The sequence below is a fragment of the Lactococcus sp. genome, from assembly GCF_036648155.1.
GTDB lineage: Bacteria > Bacillota > Bacilli > Lactobacillales > Streptococcaceae > Lactococcus > Lactococcus cremoris.
This window is the reverse complement of record NZ_JAVXIY010000002.1, coordinates 159,619-177,640: the sequence shown is the minus strand read 5'-3', so window position 1 is coordinate 177,640 and position 18,022 is coordinate 159,619. Positions and strand designations below refer to the sequence as shown.

Below are 18,022 nucleotides of genomic sequence, written 5' to 3'. Positions count from 1 at the left end.
AGCAAACAAAGGAGAGAGAATGTTTCAAGGAAGAAGTTTTTTAAAAGAAATAGATTTTAGTAAAGATGAGTTGTTATATCTGATTGACTTTGCCATTCATCTAAAAAAATTAAAAAAAGAACATATTCAACATAAATATTTATTAGATAAAAATATTGCTCTTATTTTTGAGAAAACCTCGACAAGAACAAGAGCCGCATTCACGACAGCTGCCATTGATTTGGGGGCACACCCAGAATTTTTAGGACCAAATGATATTCAGCTTGGGAAAAAAGAATCCATTTCGGATACGGCAAAGGTTTTGGGAACCATGTTTGACGGCATTGAATTTCGCGGCTTTAAACAAAGTGATGTAGAAATCTTGGCGAAAGACTCGCAAGTGCCAGTCTGGAATGGTCTTACTGATGATTGGCACCCCACGCAAATGTTAGCTGATTTTATGACAATTAAAGAGCATTTTGGTTATTTAAAAGGTCTGACTCTTGCTTACGTTGGTGATGGTCGAAACAATGTGGCCCATTCGTTGCTGGTGACAGGGGCAATTTTGGGAGTCAATGTAACAATTATCTCGCCAGAAAGTTTGCAACCTGCTCATGAAATTCAAAAACTTGCCCGCAATTATGCGCTAAGAACACACAGCAAAATCAGCATTCGTTCGGATTTAAATGGTCTTGAAAATGCCGATATCGTTTATACAGATGTCTGGGTCAGCATGGGTGAAGAAAGCCAAACAGCCGAGCGAATCAAGTTACTAAAATCCTACCAAATCAATCAAAAAGTGGTGGATAAGATTATAAATAAAAACTTTATTTTCATGCATTGTTTGCCAAGTTTCCATGATTTGAATACCGAAGTCATGAAAGAAATAAAAGAAAATTATAATCTTAATGAATTAGAAGTCACCGATGAAGTTTTTAATTCTAAAAATTCAGTCGTTTTTGAGCAAGCCGAAAATCGGATGCACACGATAAAAGCAGTGATGGCAGCTACTTTAGGGGATTTATTTATTCCTAATGTGTAAATCAGAATTAATTTTATTTTTCATGAAATCAATTTATTATAAGAAAAATGATATAATTTTGGGTAATAGAGTCTGAAAGAGTAGATTTTATGGAGGAAGAAATTTTATGAATGATAAAGATGATAGATTTGACAAGGAGCTGGCGGAGTTAAAAAATCCATCATTGAAAAAATTTAAAACTGCGAGTTTATTTTGGAATTCGCGTGAGCTTGGAATTGGATATAATCGAGCAGAAGTAGATGAATACTTATTATTCATCTCGCAAAAACCCTCTTTATCAGATGAACTTACAAAAAAGAAGTTTAAATCAGAGTTTCATGGATATATAAAAATGGATGTAAAGTTCTTTTTGAAAGAAGTTGCTGCCCATCGTTATGCAGAAACACATCAAGAGGAGAATAGGATTAAACAAGAAGAAAAACTGGCATCAATTGATTTGAATAATCCAAATTTTCGCTCATTAATCTACGGTTATAAGAAAGCAGAAGTAGATGAATTTTTACAATTAATGACAAGTTTAGATAGAAAAGAAATATTGGAGAAAAATTTCCATAGTCAAATTGGAGGCTATTCTAAAGATGATGTGGATTGGTATCTGGATAAGGTCATTCAATCTAAGCTAGAAAAATAAAATTTGCAAATTTAAACATTAGATAAAATTTACTTTATCTAATGTTTTTTATTCTTAAGCCATTAAAAAGTGCCATTCCACAAGGAAAGTCATACAAAAAAAGTTTTTTTTGGTATAATAAGGGATAAAACTATAAATGATATAGAAGTTTTAAGTGAAGGAGATTTTTATGCTCAAGCTTCAAGAAAAATTAAAAAATGATTATGGATTAGTCTTCAATGATGAAGACTTGTTAAAAACGGCTTTTACACATTCTTCATTTACGAATGAAGAACGGCTCCCAAAGATTGCAAACAATGAACGTTTGGAATTTTTGGGAGACGTCGCCTTATCTTTGGTGATTTCAGATTACCTTTACCGAACTTATCCGGAAAAACTTGAAGGGGAGCTTTCGAAAATGCGTTCAAGTATTGTTCGGACAGAGTCGTTGGCTAACTTTTCACGTTCTTGTGGATTTGGGGAGTTCTTACGATTAGGTCATGGGGAAGAAAAAATGGGTGGCCGTGACCGAGAGACAACACTAGAAAACCTTTTTGAAGCGTTTTTGGGTGCCCTTTTTATTGACCAAGGGATGGATGAAGTTCGTAAGTTTATTCAACATGTCGTGATTCCCCATGTTAAAAATGATGATTATGTTAAAGTGATTGACTATAAAACAGAATTGCAAGAAGTTCTACAAGTCGGTGGTGAAACCACAATTACCTATAACATCTTGAAAGAAGAAGGACCTGCCCATGACCGCTCATTTGTTGCGGCGGTTTATAACAATGGCAAAGAATTGGGTCGTGGTCTAGGAAAATCCAAAAAAGTGGCAGAACAAAAAGCTGCAGAAAATGCAATAAAAGGGCAAAACCATGTATCTTAAAAAAATGGAAATTGTCGGCTTTAAATCCTTTGCCGATAAGACTAAAGTTGAATTTGATAAAGGGATAACCGCGGTTGTTGGTCCCAATGGTTCTGGAAAATCAAATATTGTTGAAGCTTTACGTTGGGTTTTAGGCGAACAGTCTGCTAAGGCACTTCGTGGCGGGAAAATGCCTGATGTTATTTTTGCTGGAACAGAGAAAAGAAAAGCACTAAATTACGCTGAGGTCATTGCCCATTTTGATAATTCTGACCATTATTTACAAGGGCAAGATGAGCAAGAAGAGGTTGTGATCACAAGACGTTTATATCGCAATGGAGACTCGGAGTTTTTGATGAATGGTCGAAAATGTCGCTTACGCGATATTCATGACTTATTTACAGATACTGGTTTAGGACGTGATTCTTTATCAATTATTTCTCAAGGTCGAATTGAATCGGTTTTTAATTCAAAACCAGAAGAAAGACGGGCCATTTTTGAAGAAGCGGCAGGTGTTTTAAAATACAAAAATCGCCGAAATGAAACGGAATCTAAATTAAATTCAACACAGGACAATCTTGATCGTTTAGAAGATATTATTTTTGAGTTGAATAGTCAGCTGGTTCCCTTACAATCGCAACGTGATGTGGCACTTCGTTTTCAAGAGTTAGAGGCCGTGCGTTCTGATTTATCCCTAGCGGTTTTAGTTGGACAATTGGAAACTAAAAAAGCTCGATATGACCAAACTGAACTTGATTTGACAGCAGTGGTCACTGAATTAAAGCAATTGTCAGCTCGTAAAAAAGAATATGATGAACAAGTCGGTCAGTTGCGCAGAGAGCGTCAAAAGGTCGAATCTGAACAAGAAAAATTGCAAACGGATCAGCTTAATTTTTCAAATTTAAAATCAGATCTAACAAGAAAAATTGAACTCTTTGATGTTCAAAAAGATTCATCAGAGAAATCAGCTGCTGAACGTGAAGAACGACTTGAAAATTTAAAAAGCCGTTTGCTGACAGTGGAACAAGATTTGTCAGAGGTTCAGGAAAAATCAGAAATTTTACTGACAGAAAAAAATGAATTAGATAAATTACTGACAGATTTGTCAGCGGATTTAGCGACCCTTTCTGAATCACCAGAAGTAATCATGGAGCGTTTGCGTGATGAATTTGTCCAATTGGTTGAAAAAGAAGCTCAAATCTCTAATGAAATTGTAAGAAATAAAGCAGAAATAGCTGATTTGAGTCGTCGCCAATCCGAGCAGGATGAATCTGTCAGAGAAAACTTGACCAAATTTGAAAAAATAAGTAAAGATTTATCTGAAACACAAGAAAAATTGACAGCTGTACAAGCCGAAATCAGCCACTTGTTAGCAGAATTTGAAAAGCAAAATCAAGCAGAGAAAAAACAAGCAGAATTAGAGCGTTTAGCACAAAATGAAATGTATGATTATCTGCAAGAACTCAATCAACATAAAGCTCGTTTGGCCTCTTTGCAAAATATTCGTGACAGCCATAGTAATCTTTTTGCTGGAGTTCGCGCGGTCATGCAAAATGCATCTGAAATTGGTGGATTGATTGGGGTGGTCTCTGATTTATTGACCTTTGACCCTAAATATACAACGGCCATTGATATTGCTTTAGGTGGTGGGAGTCAAAATGTCGTCACCGAAGATGAAAATGCGGCGAAGCGGGCGATTGCCTTCTTACGTGAAAAACGTTTAGGGCGAGCAACATTTCTTCCTCTGACGACAATTAAAGGTCGAGAATTTAATGGACTAAACCGTATTCAAAATATGACAGGTTTTGTTGATTTGGCTATCAATCTTGTCCATTTTGAAGAGCGATTGCACAAGGCAATGAGCTCACTTTTGGGAACAACAGTGATTGTGGATACGGCAGAAAATGCCACTGCTATTGCGCGTATGATGAATTATACGGTACGGATTGTCACGCTTGATGGTACACAAATAAATCCCGGAGGTTCTTATGCGGGAGGAGCTGGAAAACGTAATTCTACGACCTTTACTTCTGTTGAAATTGCTAATTTAGAAAAACAAATCGTTTCGTCTGAACAAAAATTAAAAAGAGCAGAACAAGCAGTTCAAAAGGCCCAAAAAACACGTCAAGACTTATTAAAAGAAGTTGAAATTTTGAAAAGTCAAGGCGAAGAAAAACGTTTTGTTGAGCAATCTTTAAATCTAAAAATCGAACAATTAGTAGAACAAAAGAGTGCTTTAGAACAGCTGACAGATCTGTCAGCCACTCAAGAATCAACAAGTAATCTGCTTGAGCTGACTCGACAAAATGAAAATAAATCAGAGCTTCTTACAAAAATTACCCAACGAAAAGGGGAAATTGAAAATCAACTTGAAGAAGTTAAAACAAATAGTCAGACTCACAAAAACTTACTGTCAGAAAAAACAAAGGCTTTGAATCATGCCCAACTTCGACAATCAGAAGTTGCCAGTGAATTGAAGTTCATCAAAGCTGATGAAAAACGTTTATTGGCTGACTTGTCAGCATTATCAGAAGAAAAAAATCAGCTGACAGCACTTTTAAATCCTGTCCAATTTGATGAAACAGAGAGAAATAATTTCTCAAAACAACTGACAGAAGTCGAAGAACGATTGAGTCAGATTAATGTCCGAATGGTCAGTCTAAAATTCGAGCGTGAGGACTTAGCTGCTCAAATGGAAGATTTAGAACAGCATAATCAAGACTTTATTCAACAAACGCAGGAACTTAATACGAAAAAAACGCGTTACGAAATGCAATTGGAGCAAATTGAAGGTCAATTAATGACTCTTCAAGAAACTTTAAATAGTGAACACCAAATGAGTTTTGAAGAAGCGCAAGCTACAGTTGAAAAATTGGAAGATTTAGCAGCAGCAGAGCAAAAACTTAAAGAGTTAGAGCGTCAAATTAAGGCATTAGGTCCGATTAATTTAGATGCTATCGTTCAATATGATGAAGTGAATGAACGCTTTAGTTTCCTATCAAGTCAAAAAGATGATTTGTTAGAAGCTAAAAATCTGCTATTGAATACAATTGATGATATGAATGATGAAGTTAAAATTCGTTTCAAAACAAGTTTTGATGCCATTCGTGAGAGTTTCAAAACGACCTTCGCCCAAATGTTTGCAGGGGGAATGGCAGATTTGGAGTTAACAAGTGATAATCTTCTTGAAGCTGGCGTTGAAATCAAGGTTCAGCCTCCTGGTAAAAAATTATCTAGTTTGAATTTGATGAGTGGTGGCGAAAAAGCACTGACAGCTTTAGCCTTGATTTTTGCGATATTAAGAGTACGCACAGTACCTTTTGTGGTTCTTGATGAAGTTGAAGCTGCGCTTGACGAAGCTAATGTTAAACGTTTTGGTGATTATATGAATCACTTTGACAATAGTAATCAATTTATCGTTGTAACACATCGTCGAGGAACAATGGCAGCAGCTGGTTCGATGTATGGGGTTACAATGGCTGACGCTGGGGTTTCTAAGATGATTTCAGTTAAGCTTGATTCAGCAGTAAATTGAAATTTAAGATAGTTTTAATTTATAAATGCTACACTATAGATTGATTTTTGAAGGACTGCCTAATTTATGGTTTGGTATATGATTTGCCTAAAAACAAGGAAAGTCGTATAATTTAAGCAATAAAAACATGAATTTAAAAAATTTCATTAATTTCAAAGTTGATGAAATCTGGCGTTTTTCGTATTTATTAATAAGTTAATTATTAATGAATTGACTGCAGTTTTTCTTTATATTAAGGAAGAATGAGTATATTTTCTGGGGATAATAAATTGAAAAAATTACTATCTGCTTTCAACACACGTGTTGGTTTGCTTAGTTTTATTGTATTTTTTGTATGGATTAAATCGATGATTGCCTACTTCGGAGTTTTTAATCTTCGGGGAGTTGGTCCAGCAGAATTAGTGCTGATGATTATTAATCCGATTGGCTTTACAGCGATTTGCTTTGCTGTATTACTCTTTATTAGAAGGACGTCGCTATTTTATCTAGCAACGTTAGTCTTGACCATTGCAGCAAATTTCTTGCTCTACCTCAATATTCTCTATTATCGAGAATTTACCGATTTTATCACGATTGATACGATGACGGGTGGAGCTGGAATGTTCCAACATGGTTTTGACTTTGGTTCAGTTCCTGTTCATTTGATGGACTGGGTTTATTGGATTGACCTTGTCGTGATTATCGTGTTATTGATTGCTAAAAAAATCAAATTTGACCAACGTCCAGTTGGTGCCAAAAGAGCATTTACCTATCTTTCAATGGGCTTGGCTTTATTTGGTTTGAACTTTTGGTTCGGCGATTTTAATAAGCATCAGTTAATTTTGCGCAAAGCTCAATCAGACAAAACATATATTGTACGTTATCTTGGCTTAGGCCCATGGATGCTAACTGACAGTTACTATACTCATTTGGCAAATACGCAACGTAAAGATGCTAGCAAAGAAAGTTTGCAAGAAATTCAAAAATACATTGCTTCAAATCGTTATTTGGCGCCAAATATGAAAATGTATGGGATTGCTAAAAACCGTAATGTCATTGAAATTCACTTAGAATCTTTCCAACAAGCTTTGATTGATTTGAAAATCAAAGGGACAGACGGTAAAGAGCATGTTGTGACTCCATTCTTAAATTCAATCTATCATTCAAATTCTACTTATTCATTTAGTAATTTCTTTAATCAGGTTGGACAAGGAAAAACATCTGATGCCGAAAACTTATTGGAAACTTCAACATTTGGTTTGCCTGCTGGCTCACTTTTTGCAAAATATGGTTCAACACAAACATTCCAAGCTATGCCAGCAATTTTGAATCAAACCGATGGCTATAGCTCGGCTGTAGTTCACGGAAATGTTGGTGCTTTCTATAATCGATTGAATACATATAAACAAATGGGTTATCAAAATTTCTTTGACCAAAGTTTCTTTGATAATTCCGCATCAAACATGAGTCCTTGGGGAATCAAAGATAAATTACTCTTCCGTGATTCAGTACCATTGCTTGAACAAATGCAACAGCCATTTTATGTTAAATATTTAACAGTTACCAACCATTTAACTTATACAATGGACGATGAAGATAAAGATCCAAACTTCGCAACTGTTGATTCAGGAAATAAGTTAGTTGACGGTTACTTTGAAACAGCTCATTATTTGGACCAAGCGGTTCAACAGTTCTATGATTATTTGAAAAAATCAGGTCTTTACGATAAATCAATCATTGTATTATATGGTGACCACTACGGAATTTCTGGTAGTGATAATAAGGCTTTTGCTCCTTATGTTGGTTATAACGGAGATACGCTTAATAGTTATGACACTACGATGTTACAACGAACACCATTTATGGTAGATATTCCTGGACAAACCAGTGGCCATATCATCAATACCTATGTTGGTCAACTTGATGTCATGCCAACGCTAGAACATTTACTTGGAATTGATACGAAGAAATATGTTCAATTTGGTCAAGATATGTTTGCTTCTGGCCGACAAGATTTTGTGGCTCTGCGAAATGGTGGATTTGTTACACCAACAATTACGCAGCCAAGTTTGAATGGAAGTTTTTATGACACCCAAACAGGCTTGCAGATTGAGAAACTTAATGCTCAACAAGAACAATATGTCAAAGAAACCAAGCAAAAAGTTTCTGATCTCTTGAAAGCATCTGATAAATTAAATAATCAAAATCTCCTCAGATTCTACACGCCGGAAGGCTTCAAAGCTGTTGACCCTAAAGATTACAACTACACGGTCAAAGCAACTGAGAAGAAACTGAAGAAGGAAAACGAAGACTTAGCAGCTAGATCAAATAGCTTGCTGAGCCAAAATCAAGGAAAATCAACTTTACCAGATTATTCAGTTGATATTCCAGAAGTCCAAAAAGGACAAGATTCACCAAAAGTGAAAGATTAATAAAAATTAAATAAATAAATTGCTGACGGAAATCTTTAGAATGACCTATTCAACTTTCCAAAGTTATCAGCATTTTATATTAAGAGAGGAACCAATGAAAACAGGATATTTTCTTCCAGTGTCACTTAATCATCGATTGGTTTTGCTTTGGGGCATCATTATTTTAAGCTTCGAGCGGACACTTTTTTATGAATTTAATAAAGAGGGCAACTGGTTTTTGACTATTTTGGCAATTGCTTCATATATTATCTTTATCACTTTGATTTGGCCACATCGTTTCTTCATTGCTGATGATGAGCTTCATTTTACAACTTTTCCGCGTGTGCGAATGAAAACAATTGATTTAAAATACATTACAGCCGTAAAAACAACTAAATTTGGTTTTGGATTTTCTTATGCTGGCAAACGTTATCAATTCTTCACTTTTGGAAAGTCTAAAGAAGCTTTAGCAACTTTGCATGATACGATAGAACATTCTGATAAGGTCAGTGATTTAAAAGCCTAATAAAAAAGACGGCAGCTTTGTCGTCTTTTGATTTGTCATTTTAAAAAATAATAACTAAAAATAATTATTTTTGGTTTTGTAAAAGGAAACTTATGAATATAAAATGGATATTCAAAAAAATGCTACTGCCCATTATATTTGCTCTTGTCGCATTTTTTCTCGTTAGTCATGACCAATTCTTGTATAAGGCACCAGTTGGGAAAATAAGTGTTGCTAAAACGCTAAGCAATCATGAAGTTAGTGATGATTTCCAAAATAAAGACCGCCAAATAACACAAGAATTATCGATAAAAGTCCTCAATGCAAAGGCTTCAGAACCTGAAAGCCTGAAATTAGAGAATACGACAACCTTATCGCAGACAACTGGACAGATATATCGAGTCGGTCAGCAAGTGATTTTAAAGAAAATTTCGGGAAATTATCAGATTGTAACCTTAAAAAGAGATGCATTAATTATTGCTCTTGTCGTTTTATTTATTGGTTTTCTAATCAGTTTTGAACGCTTTAAGGCTTCGCTTTTTCTGCTTTTATCCTTGATTTTAAATCTATTATACTTTGTCATCGTTATCGCCTTCAATGTTGAATTTAATCCACCGGTTATTTTACTTTTTGGACTTCTGTCAGTAATTTTTGCGGCTTCATCGCTCTTGTTTGTCTTAGGACCAACAAGGCAGATGCTTTACACCTTTATTACCACAGTCTTAACAACGGCTCTAACATTTTCGATTGTTTTATTCGTTTTAAAGATGACAGGAAATTCTGGCATTCACTTTGAATATTTAGACTATGTGACCCAAAATCCATCAGAATTTTTCTTTGTTGGCACAATGATTTCGGTCTTGGGAGCAATCATGGATGGAACAGGTGATATTGTTGCAGGTCTTTTTGGTTTGGATAGACAAAATAAATTAAACAAAATAAATATGACTAGCAAAGATTACATTAAATCGGGAATTTCAATTGGTCAAGAGCTTATTGGAACTTTGACAAATGTTTTGTTCATGATTTTTATGGCGGAAACTTTACCAATGACCCTCTTATTATTGAGAAATGGCAATTCTTGGTCTTATATTGCGACGGTTGGCCTTAATCTTGGATTATTGCAAACAATCATTTCGGCCATTGGGATTGTACTGGCTGTTCCAATTACCGCTGTTTTCACAAGTTTTGCTCTGGCTAGAAGTCATCAAGGAAAGGGGATTTCACTATGAATGCACTCCTTATCCTCTTGATTTTATTAATTGTCTTGATGATTTTAGTTGCTAAAAAAGATGGCTTACGTAATCTTATCGGTTTAGCTTTCAATTTTATTGCGATTTTTGTTCTGATTACCTTAATTTCATGGGGCTTTAATGCGATAGTCGTTCTGGTTATCCTGTCAGTAATTATTTTGGCAATCGCCATATTTATGTCTGCTGACGAAAGTGAAGTTACATTAATTACCTTTAAAACGAGTATCATTGTTGTCTTATCATTGCTTATTCTGGCTTTAATCATTCAACATTTTGGTCAATTTCAAGGATTTGCAACAGAAGATGTTGATGAATTAGAAAACCTGTCATTAAATGTGGGTCTTAATTTTTCAAATGTCGCAATTGTGGTCATGGTTATTTCCATGCTTGGTGCGGTTGCTGAATCAGCCATGGCTTTAGCTGCCAGCCTTTCAGAAGTTGTTGAGCAAGATGAGTCCATGAGTCTTGAGCAATTTAAAAGTCAAAGGGAAATCATTTCTCAACAAATTTTGGGAACAGCAGTCAATACGTTATTTTTTGGAGTTTTGGGAGCGACAGTTGGTTTAATTCTCTGGTTTGTACGTTTAAATTATCGTTTGGCCGATATTTTTAACTCAAAATTACTGATGGCAGAAGTTGCAGCGATGCTTTTGGGAATGTTAGGGATTTTATTTGCTATTTGGCTTTCGGGTTATTTTGTTCAAAAATCTTTTGAGCGAAAAAAATCGGACAAGTAGTTCTATGAGTGAAAATAAAAGTTTGATGAAAAACATCAAGCTTTTTTTGATGCATTTTATAATTAATTTGTATATCTTATTCAATGCATCCTGTAAGCACTCAATTTATAATAAAAGAATCAAAAATCTAAACTCTCATCGTTTAGAGGAATTATTCTAAGTTACTTTGAAACTATTATGGTGAGTAATAAATAAGGAGAGTGTTTCAGTAAAATACAGCAACTTCAAATAGAGAGAAGTTTTTACTTGAGTGGAAGAAGGGACGGTAAATAAAAATACTGCTTATGCTTATGTTTTTGTATTTTTTAATTAATTTATAATTTAAAATTTATTTATCTTGTTTTTTTAATAAATATAAGACATTTAATACTTCTAAAAAATAGAAAAATATATAAGAATGTTATATTATAAAGCTTTTTTTGTGAATGAATGTTTTATGTATTTTTGCCATAATTTTATATTAAAATTATTTATTTTTAATATATTGTTGACAGATTTAAATCTTACTGCTAAAATAAACTTGTAAGATAGCGAATGATATTAAAAAGAAAGTTTCTGTTAATGTTTTGGTTATTCTTGGTTCGAGTTAAGAAACATCTGTAAATTAATAGAAACAATGTTAGTTCGACTATTTATACATTAATTTCAAAAGTCTAATAAAAATCTAAAGAGGAGATTTTTTCACTATGAAAATCATTATTATTGGAACAAACCATGCAGGAATTGCTGCAGCGAACACTTTACTTGATAACTATCCGGAACATGAAATTTTAATGCTAGATCGTAGCAACAATATGAGCTATATTGGTGCAGGGACTGCTATGTGGTTAGGGCGTCAGATTGATGAAACAGATGATTTGTTCTATTCTCAATCATCTGATTTTCAAACAAAGGGTGCCAAAATATTAACTGAAGCAGAGGTTTCGTTAATTAATTTTGAAAAGAAAGAAGTAAATGTTACTTTAAAATCAGGAGAATTTTTAATTGAAAGCTATGACAAACTAATTCTTGCAACAGGTTCAAGTCCAATTGTTCCTGATTCTTCAGAAAGTGAGCTTGAAGGCGTCCATTTCGTAAAACTTTTTCAAGAAGCTCAAGCTATTGATGAAGAACTTTCTAGACCAGAAGTTAATCGAATTGCTATTATTGGAGCTGGTTATATCGGTACTGAAGTTGCCGAAGGAATAAAACGTCGCGGGAAGGAAGTTCTTTTATTTGATACTGAACCAACTTCTCTTGCCACATACTACGATGAAGAATTTGCAAAAACGATGGATAACAATTTAGAAGAACATGGTATTGAACTTCATTTGGGAGAAATCGTAGTGGGATATGAAGAAAAAAATAATCGAGTTTCACAAGTTAAAACAAATAAAGCGGCTTATGAAATTGATATGGTAATCAACTGTATTGGATTTAAACCAAATAGTGTTTTAGCAGAGGGGAAACTTGAGACACTTAAAAACAAGGCAATTAAAGTAGACAAATATCAACAAACGAGTGATCCGAATGTTTATGCAATAGGAGATGTAGCGTCGATTTATTCTAATGCTCTACAAGATTTTACCTATATTGCTCTTGCCACAAATGCTGTGCGTTCTGGAATTGTTGCGGCTCATAATCTTGCTGGAACCCTGTTAGAATCTGCTGGTGTACAAGGGTCAAATGGAATTTCAATTTTTGGTTATCACATGACTTCTACAGGGCTTTCAGTTAAAAGTGCAAAAAAACTTGGCTTAGAAGTGTTATACACTGATTTTGAAGATAAGCAGAAAGCTTGGTTTCTCAAGACAAGCAATGAAACAGTTAAAATTCGGATTGTTTACGAAAAAGAGAGCCGCCGAATTGTTGGAGCACAAATGGCCAGTTATAGTGAAATCATAGCAGGGAATATAAATATGTTCAGCTTGGCCATTCAAAATCAAACGACAATAGATGAGCTCGCTCTTCTTGACTTATTTTTCTTACCACATTTCAATAATCCTTACAATTATATGACTATGGCTGCTTTAACTGCAAAATAATTAGTAGAGAACCTATGGCTTAAGAAAGTCTCTTGAAGTTTTAACGATTTTCCACTCTTCAATAGGATAGCTTAAGAGGATTTTAATAGGAATATTATTGGATTGCATTTTTATTTTTAAACTTTTCCCTCCAAGACATTAGAAAAGAAGTTAAGTCACTCACTTTGTGAAGTGGCTTTTTAAATTTGAATTTTATAGGAATGATAGTTATTAAAAGATTAACTTTCCATGTTCATTTAAACCTATTGAATCTCAATGACACGCTGTGCTATAATAAAGCAATGAATAAAGAAATTAAACTGATTGCCCTCGATTTGGATGGGACTTTACTTAACTCTTCAAAAGAAATCTCAAAAGAAAATAGACTGGCCATTGATGCGGCACGTCAAAAAGGGGTCCACGTTGTGTTGACAACTGGCCGCCCTCTGATTGCGATTCAGCCTTTTCTTAAGACCTTAGAAATGCTCGATTTTGAAGACTTTTCTATTACATTTAATGGTGGTCTGGTTCAAAGAAATACGGGACAAATCTTATCTAAAAAAAGTTTTACTCATGATGAAATACTTGAAATTAAAGAATTAACTACAAAACTAGGAATTCCATGTGATGTTTTGAGTGAAGAAAAGGTTTATATGACCAAAAGTGACGTTGTTTCTCAATATGATACGTTGAATAAACTCCTGACTTTCATTAAAGTTGAGTTTGACCAAGTTCCACTAGATGTTGTTTACAATAAAATCGTTTCTTGTACGGATAAAGAGTTGCTAGATGCTCAATTAAGCAAAATTCCAGAATCTTATTTTGAAGAATTTGAGATTTTTAAAACACAGGCTAAACTTTTAGAATTTATGCCTAAAGGGATTAATAAAGCTTATGGTTTGACACAATTGACGAATCAGTTGAATTTAGGGGCAGAAAATGTAATGGCTATGGGCGATGAAGCCAATGATTTATCGATGATATCATGGGCGGGTTATGGAGTCGCAATGGCAAATGCTGTGCCCGCTGTTAAAGAAGAAGCCAGAATTATTTCTGATTTAACAAATGACCAACATGCCGTGGCCCATATGATTGAAAAATATGTACTTTAAGGAATTGAAATGAAAGATGAAGTTCAAATAAAGAAATATTTGCCAAGTTTAATTTTCGCAATAATTTTACCTGTTGTTGCCTACTTATTATTGAAAACTTGGGGCAGCACAGACACATTAGCACTCGGAATCGCGACTGCTTTTCCGGTTATTCATATGGTCTGGTCTTTGATTGTTAGAAAAGAAATTAATCCGGTTTCTTTGGTGGCAATAATTGGTTTTTTAATTTCACTTTTGACCGTTTATTTGACTCATGGCAATAATCTTGCCTTCAAGCTTTGGCATCCCATTTTAACAGCGGCAATTGGGACAATTTTTTTACTATCACTTGTTTTTAATCGACCACTATTAGAATTTGCGAATGAAGGACAGAGTCATAAAAAAATGATGATTTTAACACTTTTCATGGGTCTAGTTTTTGTTTGTCATGCTTTGTCAGTTATTTTGTTAGCTTTCTGGGTAAAGACAACAGCTTTTGTTTTAATTTCAAAAATCATTGATTTTTCTGCAGTTGCTATCCTACTTTTAGGACTCGGATTTTTAAGAAAAAAATTAATTTAAAATTTATATTTTACAAATGAACTTTATCATCTATGCATGATATTTATATTAAGGAGAAAATATGGGACTTTTTGACCGTCTCTTCGGAAAGAAGAAACAAGAAGAAACTAAGCATGACGAGCCTGTCATTGAAAAAGTAGTTGTTGAGAACACTCAAGAGCCTAAGAATGAAGAAGAAACAAGAGAAACTACAGAACTTACTGAAGTAAGTCCAAAGCCAGTTGACCTAGAAAATGTTACTGACGAATCTGTCAGTAAAGTAATTGACATTGAAAGAGAAGAAGTTTCAAAAGAAATTGCTGATGGACCTGTTTCTAAAGAGAAAACGATTAGTCCTGAGCGCGAAAATGTAGTCGTTACTGATGAAAAATCAGCAGAAATGACCGACAAAGAAGTAAATTCAGAAGTTTCAACAATTGCAAAGGAAAATGTTACTGACGAAGATGAAGAAGAGATTGTCATTGACATTGATGCTTTGGCTAATATTTTCACTCAATCACGTGAGGAAACTGAGAAAAAATACGAGCAATCATTAACTTTAACTCGTAAGACATTTTCTGATGGTTTCAATGAACTCTTTGCCAATTTCCGCACAGTAGATGAAGAATTTTTCGAAGAGCTTGAAGAAACGTTAATTATGTCAGATGTCGGCGTTGATTTGGCGATGGAAGTGACCGAAGAATTGCGTAAAGAAGCCAAGTTAATCAATGCTAAATCGACAGATGATTTGCGCCAGCTGATTATTGAAAAAATTGTTGATAAGTTTGATGGTGAAAAATTACCAACACAATTGGATATTCAACCAGAAGGATTGAGCATTTTGCTTTTTGTTGGGGTTAATGGCGTTGGTAAAACAACAACCATTGGTAAATTGGCTGCCCGCTATAAAAATGAGGGCAAAAAAGTACTTCTCGCCGCCGCAGACACATTCCGTGCTGGAGCCATTGACCAATTGGTTGAATGGGGAAATCGTTCACAAGTTGAAGTAGTTACAAAACCAGCTGGTTCTGACCCAGCAGCAGTTGTTTTTGACGCTCTAGCAAAAGCTAAATCAGAAAATTATGATATTCTGCTTGTAGATACGGCTGGTCGTTTGCAAAATAAAGATAATCTGATGAAAGAATTGGAAAAAATCGGAAAAGTCATTAAACGTGAAGTTCCAGATGCACCGCACGAAACAATTTTGGCACTTGATGCAACGACGGGGCAAAATGCGATTCAACAGGCTAAGGAATTTTCAGCCGTTACTCCGATTACAGGGATTGCTTTGACCAAACTTGATGGTTCAGCCAAAGGTGGGATTGTGCTCTCTATCGTTCAAAGTCTAAAAATTCCTGTTAAACTCATTGGTTTGGGTGAAAAAATTGATGATTTACAAGATTTTGATGAAGAATTTTTCGTTAGAGGACTCTTCAAAGAATTATTATAAAGGTTTAATAAAGTGAGAAATTAAAAAGAATCTGCAGACTTTAGTAGATTCTTTTTTACTTGTCAACGTTTCCATGAAAATAAAGCCCATGAGCGTTTGAAAAAATTGGGAATTTAATGTAAAATAGAACTACATAAAATAGAACTCCTGTGTTCTTTAGGAATTAAAGAAAGGCTCTTCATGTCGTATTCAAATTTGAAGTTGTTTTCGCTCTCTTCTAACCACGAATTAGCCCAAAAAGTGGCTAAAGAAATTGGAATTGAGCTTGGAAAAGTAAGTGTTGGTGCCCACTCAGATGGCGAAACTGTCGTTCATATCGACGAATCAGTTCGCGGTGATCATGTGTTTATCCTCCAATCAACAAGTGACCCTGTCAATGATAACTTGATGGAACTCTTGATTATGATGGATGCACTTCGTCGTGCCTCTGCCGCATCAATTAACATTGTCTTGCCATACTACGGTTATGCTCGTCAAGACCGTAAAGCTCGTGCCCGTGAACCAATCACATCAAAACTCGTAGCAAACATGCTTCAAATTGCTGGTGCCGACCGTTTAATTACTTTCGACCTTCACGCACCACAAATTCAAGGTTTCTTCAACATTCCAGTTGACCATCTTATGGGGTCACCACTGATTGCTGAATACTTCCGTCGTCAATTAGTTTCTGCTGGTGATGATATCGTTGTTGTTTCACCTGACCATGGTGGTGTCGGACGTGCACGTAAGTTGGCAAACTTCCTAAAAGCGCCACTTGCTATTATTGATAAACGCCGTCCTCGTGCCAATGTTGCTGAAATCATGAATATTATTGGTGACGTTCAAGGTAAAAAATGTATCTTGATTGATGACATGATTGATACAGCTGGAACAATTACCCTTGCAGCAAACGCATTGAAAGAACTTGGGGCAACCGAAGTTTATGCTTCATGTACTCATGCCGTACTTTCAGGACCTGCAATTGATCGGATTAATAATTCAGCAATTACAAAATTGGTTGTTTTGGATACTATTGAAATGCCAGAAGAACGTCAAAGTGAAAAAATTGTGCAACTTTCAATTGCTCACTTACTTGCTGATGCGATTATTCGCATTCATGAACGTCGTCCATTGTCACCACTCTTTGAATTACATCTTCCTTCAGAACAAATTTAAAACTAGTTTTAAATTAATTTAGCTAAATGAGCGATTGTTCTGCTAAGCCTAACTAGTATTTATTAGAATTCAAAGTGGATTTACGATAAGACTTCAAGCGACCAGGGGTCGCTTTTTTAAAAAATGGAACTAGAAAAAATTAGAAAAATTTATGAGAAGGTTGACCCAAGTCAGCTGACAGAACGAGAAAAATTACTGACAGAATTAATTTTTACTGACAGAAAATTGAGTATCGACAACCTTCCTAATGGCCGCTATCGCATTTTACAATTTTCCGGAAATAACTTTGAGGAATTGGAAAACACCTTAAAGTTACTTTTGCCTGATTTTGTGAAGAGTCTTAGAGAACAAAAGATTGTCATTGAATTTTTTTCAAGTGACAGTCCCACCACTTCAGAACTTTTTGATATTTTTCAAACACTTTCCCAAGATATGGGGGAAGAAGTGACCGCTTATGTCGGTCGCTTTGTTGATAAAAATAGGCTCTCGGAAGTTTATGCTGAAGAAAGTAAAATTTTTGAAAATCATTCTACTTTTAGTGAGTATATTTTATCAGAAAGCTTAAATCTTTTGGAAAATAATATTTTACATGAGATTCGTAAAGAATTATTAGAAAATCCTGAGGATCAAAAACTAGTGAAGGCAATGTATAAGGCAAGCGCGAATCAAACAAAAGCTGCTAAATTACTTTATGTCCATCGAAATACCCTGATTAATAAAATAAAAAAATATGAGCAAAAATATGGCTTGCAACTTTCAGGAAGTGACCTAACTCTTGCTTACAATTTATTATAATCATCAGTTTAAAACATTGAATATATGAGAAAGGAACTGAGTTTGATACTG

Annotated in this window: 14 protein-coding genes; all 14 read left to right on the top strand. The window is 34.8% G+C overall.

What is annotated here, in order from left to right:
• The first annotated feature begins 19 nt into the window (after positions 1 to 19).
• The 14 genes from argF (at position 20) to RSC39_RS02625 (ending at position 17,971) form a co-directional block, all read left to right on the top strand.
• Positions 20 to 1,021 (top strand): ornithine carbamoyltransferase, encoded by a 1,002-nt coding sequence (gene argF / locus RSC39_RS02690; RefSeq protein WP_332534920.1) that lies wholly within the window; start codon positions 20 to 22, stop codon positions 1,019 to 1,021.
• A gap of 106 nt (positions 1,022 to 1,127) precedes the next feature.
• The gene (locus RSC39_RS02685) at positions 1,128 to 1,652 is read left to right on the top strand and encodes a DivIVA domain-containing protein (RefSeq protein WP_332534918.1); all 525 of its coding nucleotides are present in this window, start codon (positions 1,128 to 1,130) and stop codon (positions 1,650 to 1,652) included.
• Positions 1,653 to 1,821: 169 nt separating this feature from the next.
• Complete coding sequence (rnc, locus tag RSC39_RS02680) at positions 1,822 to 2,517, top strand: ribonuclease III (protein ID WP_011675938.1); 696 nt, start codon at positions 1,822 to 1,824, stop codon at positions 2,515 to 2,517.
• Complete coding sequence (gene smc, locus RSC39_RS02675) at positions 2,507 to 6,031, top strand: chromosome segregation protein SMC (protein ID WP_332534916.1); 3,525 nt, start codon at positions 2,507 to 2,509, stop codon at positions 6,029 to 6,031. Before rnc ends, smc begins: the two co-directional genes overlap by 11 nt.
• Positions 6,032 to 6,273: 242 nt before the next feature.
• The gene (locus RSC39_RS02670) at positions 6,274 to 8,442 is read left to right on the top strand and encodes an LTA synthase family protein (protein ID WP_063281621.1); all 2,169 of its coding nucleotides are present in this window, start codon (positions 6,274 to 6,276) and stop codon (positions 8,440 to 8,442) included.
• A gap of 94 nt (positions 8,443 to 8,536) precedes the next feature.
• The gene (locus tag RSC39_RS02665) at positions 8,537 to 8,947 is read left to right on the top strand and encodes an EbsA family protein (RefSeq protein WP_011675941.1); all 411 of its coding nucleotides are present in this window, start codon (positions 8,537 to 8,539) and stop codon (positions 8,945 to 8,947) included.
• 92 nt (positions 8,948 to 9,039) lie between these two features.
• Positions 9,040 to 10,158: a YibE/F family protein gene (locus RSC39_RS02660; protein ID WP_332534913.1), complete on the top strand. Its 1,119-nt coding sequence runs from the start codon at positions 9,040 to 9,042 to the stop codon at positions 10,156 to 10,158.
• Positions 10,155 to 10,916 (top strand): YibE/F family protein, encoded by a 762-nt coding sequence (locus RSC39_RS02655; protein WP_332534911.1) that lies wholly within the window; start codon positions 10,155 to 10,157, stop codon positions 10,914 to 10,916. The genes RSC39_RS02660 and RSC39_RS02655 overlap by 4 nt, the downstream gene beginning before the upstream one ends.
• Before the next feature lie 686 nt (positions 10,917 to 11,602).
• Positions 11,603 to 12,940, top strand: a complete 1,338-nt coding sequence (locus tag RSC39_RS02650; protein ID WP_332534909.1) for an FAD-dependent oxidoreductase — start codon at positions 11,603 to 11,605, stop codon at positions 12,938 to 12,940.
• 281 nt (positions 12,941 to 13,221) lie between these two features.
• Positions 13,222 to 14,031 (top strand): Cof-type HAD-IIB family hydrolase, encoded by an 810-nt coding sequence (locus tag RSC39_RS02645; RefSeq protein ID WP_332534906.1) that lies wholly within the window; start codon positions 13,222 to 13,224, stop codon positions 14,029 to 14,031.
• A gap of 9 nt (positions 14,032 to 14,040) precedes the next feature.
• The gene (locus RSC39_RS02640; RefSeq protein WP_332534904.1) at positions 14,041 to 14,592 is read left to right on the top strand and encodes a hypothetical protein; all 552 of its coding nucleotides are present in this window, start codon (positions 14,041 to 14,043) and stop codon (positions 14,590 to 14,592) included.
• A gap of 61 nt (positions 14,593 to 14,653) precedes the next feature.
• On the top strand, positions 14,654 to 16,021 hold the full coding sequence (gene ftsY, locus RSC39_RS02635) for a signal recognition particle-docking protein FtsY (RefSeq protein WP_332534902.1): 1,368 nt from the start codon (positions 14,654 to 14,656) through the stop codon (positions 16,019 to 16,021).
• Positions 16,022 to 16,201: 180 nt separating this feature from the next.
• Positions 16,202 to 17,176, top strand: a complete 975-nt coding sequence (locus RSC39_RS02630; protein ID WP_014572881.1) for a ribose-phosphate diphosphokinase — start codon at positions 16,202 to 16,204, stop codon at positions 17,174 to 17,176.
• A gap of 123 nt (positions 17,177 to 17,299) precedes the next feature.
• Positions 17,300 to 17,971, top strand: coding sequence for a helix-turn-helix domain-containing protein (locus RSC39_RS02625; RefSeq protein WP_332534900.1), 672 nt, complete (start codon positions 17,300 to 17,302; stop codon positions 17,969 to 17,971).
• Positions 17,972 to 18,022: the final 51 nt, after the last annotated feature.

Bases quoted from the DNA above. Each gene is read 5' to 3' on its own strand.
- RSC39_RS02630 (WP_014572881.1), top strand. From the start codon at position 16,202: ATGTCGTATTCAAATTTGAAGTTGTTTTCGCTCTCTTCTAACCACGAA.
- ftsY (WP_332534902.1), top strand. From the start codon at position 14,654: ATGGGACTTTTTGACCGTCTCTTCGGAAAGAAGAAACAAGAAGAAACT.
- RSC39_RS02650 (WP_332534909.1), top strand. From the start codon at position 11,603: ATGAAAATCATTATTATTGGAACAAACCATGCAGGAATTGCTGCAGCG.
- smc (WP_332534916.1), top strand. From the start codon at position 2,507: ATGTATCTTAAAAAAATGGAAATTGTCGGCTTTAAATCCTTTGCCGAT.
- RSC39_RS02655 (WP_332534911.1), top strand. From the start codon at position 10,155: ATGAATGCACTCCTTATCCTCTTGATTTTATTAATTGTCTTGATGATT.
- RSC39_RS02640 (WP_332534904.1), top strand. From the start codon at position 14,041: ATGAAAGATGAAGTTCAAATAAAGAAATATTTGCCAAGTTTAATTTTC.
- RSC39_RS02670 (WP_063281621.1), top strand. From the start codon at position 6,274: ATGAGTATATTTTCTGGGGATAATAAATTGAAAAAATTACTATCTGCT.
- RSC39_RS02625 (WP_332534900.1), top strand. From the start codon at position 17,300: ATGGAACTAGAAAAAATTAGAAAAATTTATGAGAAGGTTGACCCAAGT.
- argF (WP_332534920.1), top strand. From the start codon at position 20: ATGTTTCAAGGAAGAAGTTTTTTAAAAGAAATAGATTTTAGTAAAGAT.
- RSC39_RS02660 (WP_332534913.1), top strand. From the start codon at position 9,040: ATGAATATAAAATGGATATTCAAAAAAATGCTACTGCCCATTATATTT.
- RSC39_RS02685 (WP_332534918.1), top strand. From the start codon at position 1,128: ATGAATGATAAAGATGATAGATTTGACAAGGAGCTGGCGGAGTTAAAA.
- RSC39_RS02645 (WP_332534906.1), top strand. From the start codon at position 13,222: ATGAATAAAGAAATTAAACTGATTGCCCTCGATTTGGATGGGACTTTA.
- rnc (WP_011675938.1), top strand. From the start codon at position 1,822: ATGCTCAAGCTTCAAGAAAAATTAAAAAATGATTATGGATTAGTCTTC.
- RSC39_RS02665 (WP_011675941.1), top strand. From the start codon at position 8,537: ATGAAAACAGGATATTTTCTTCCAGTGTCACTTAATCATCGATTGGTT.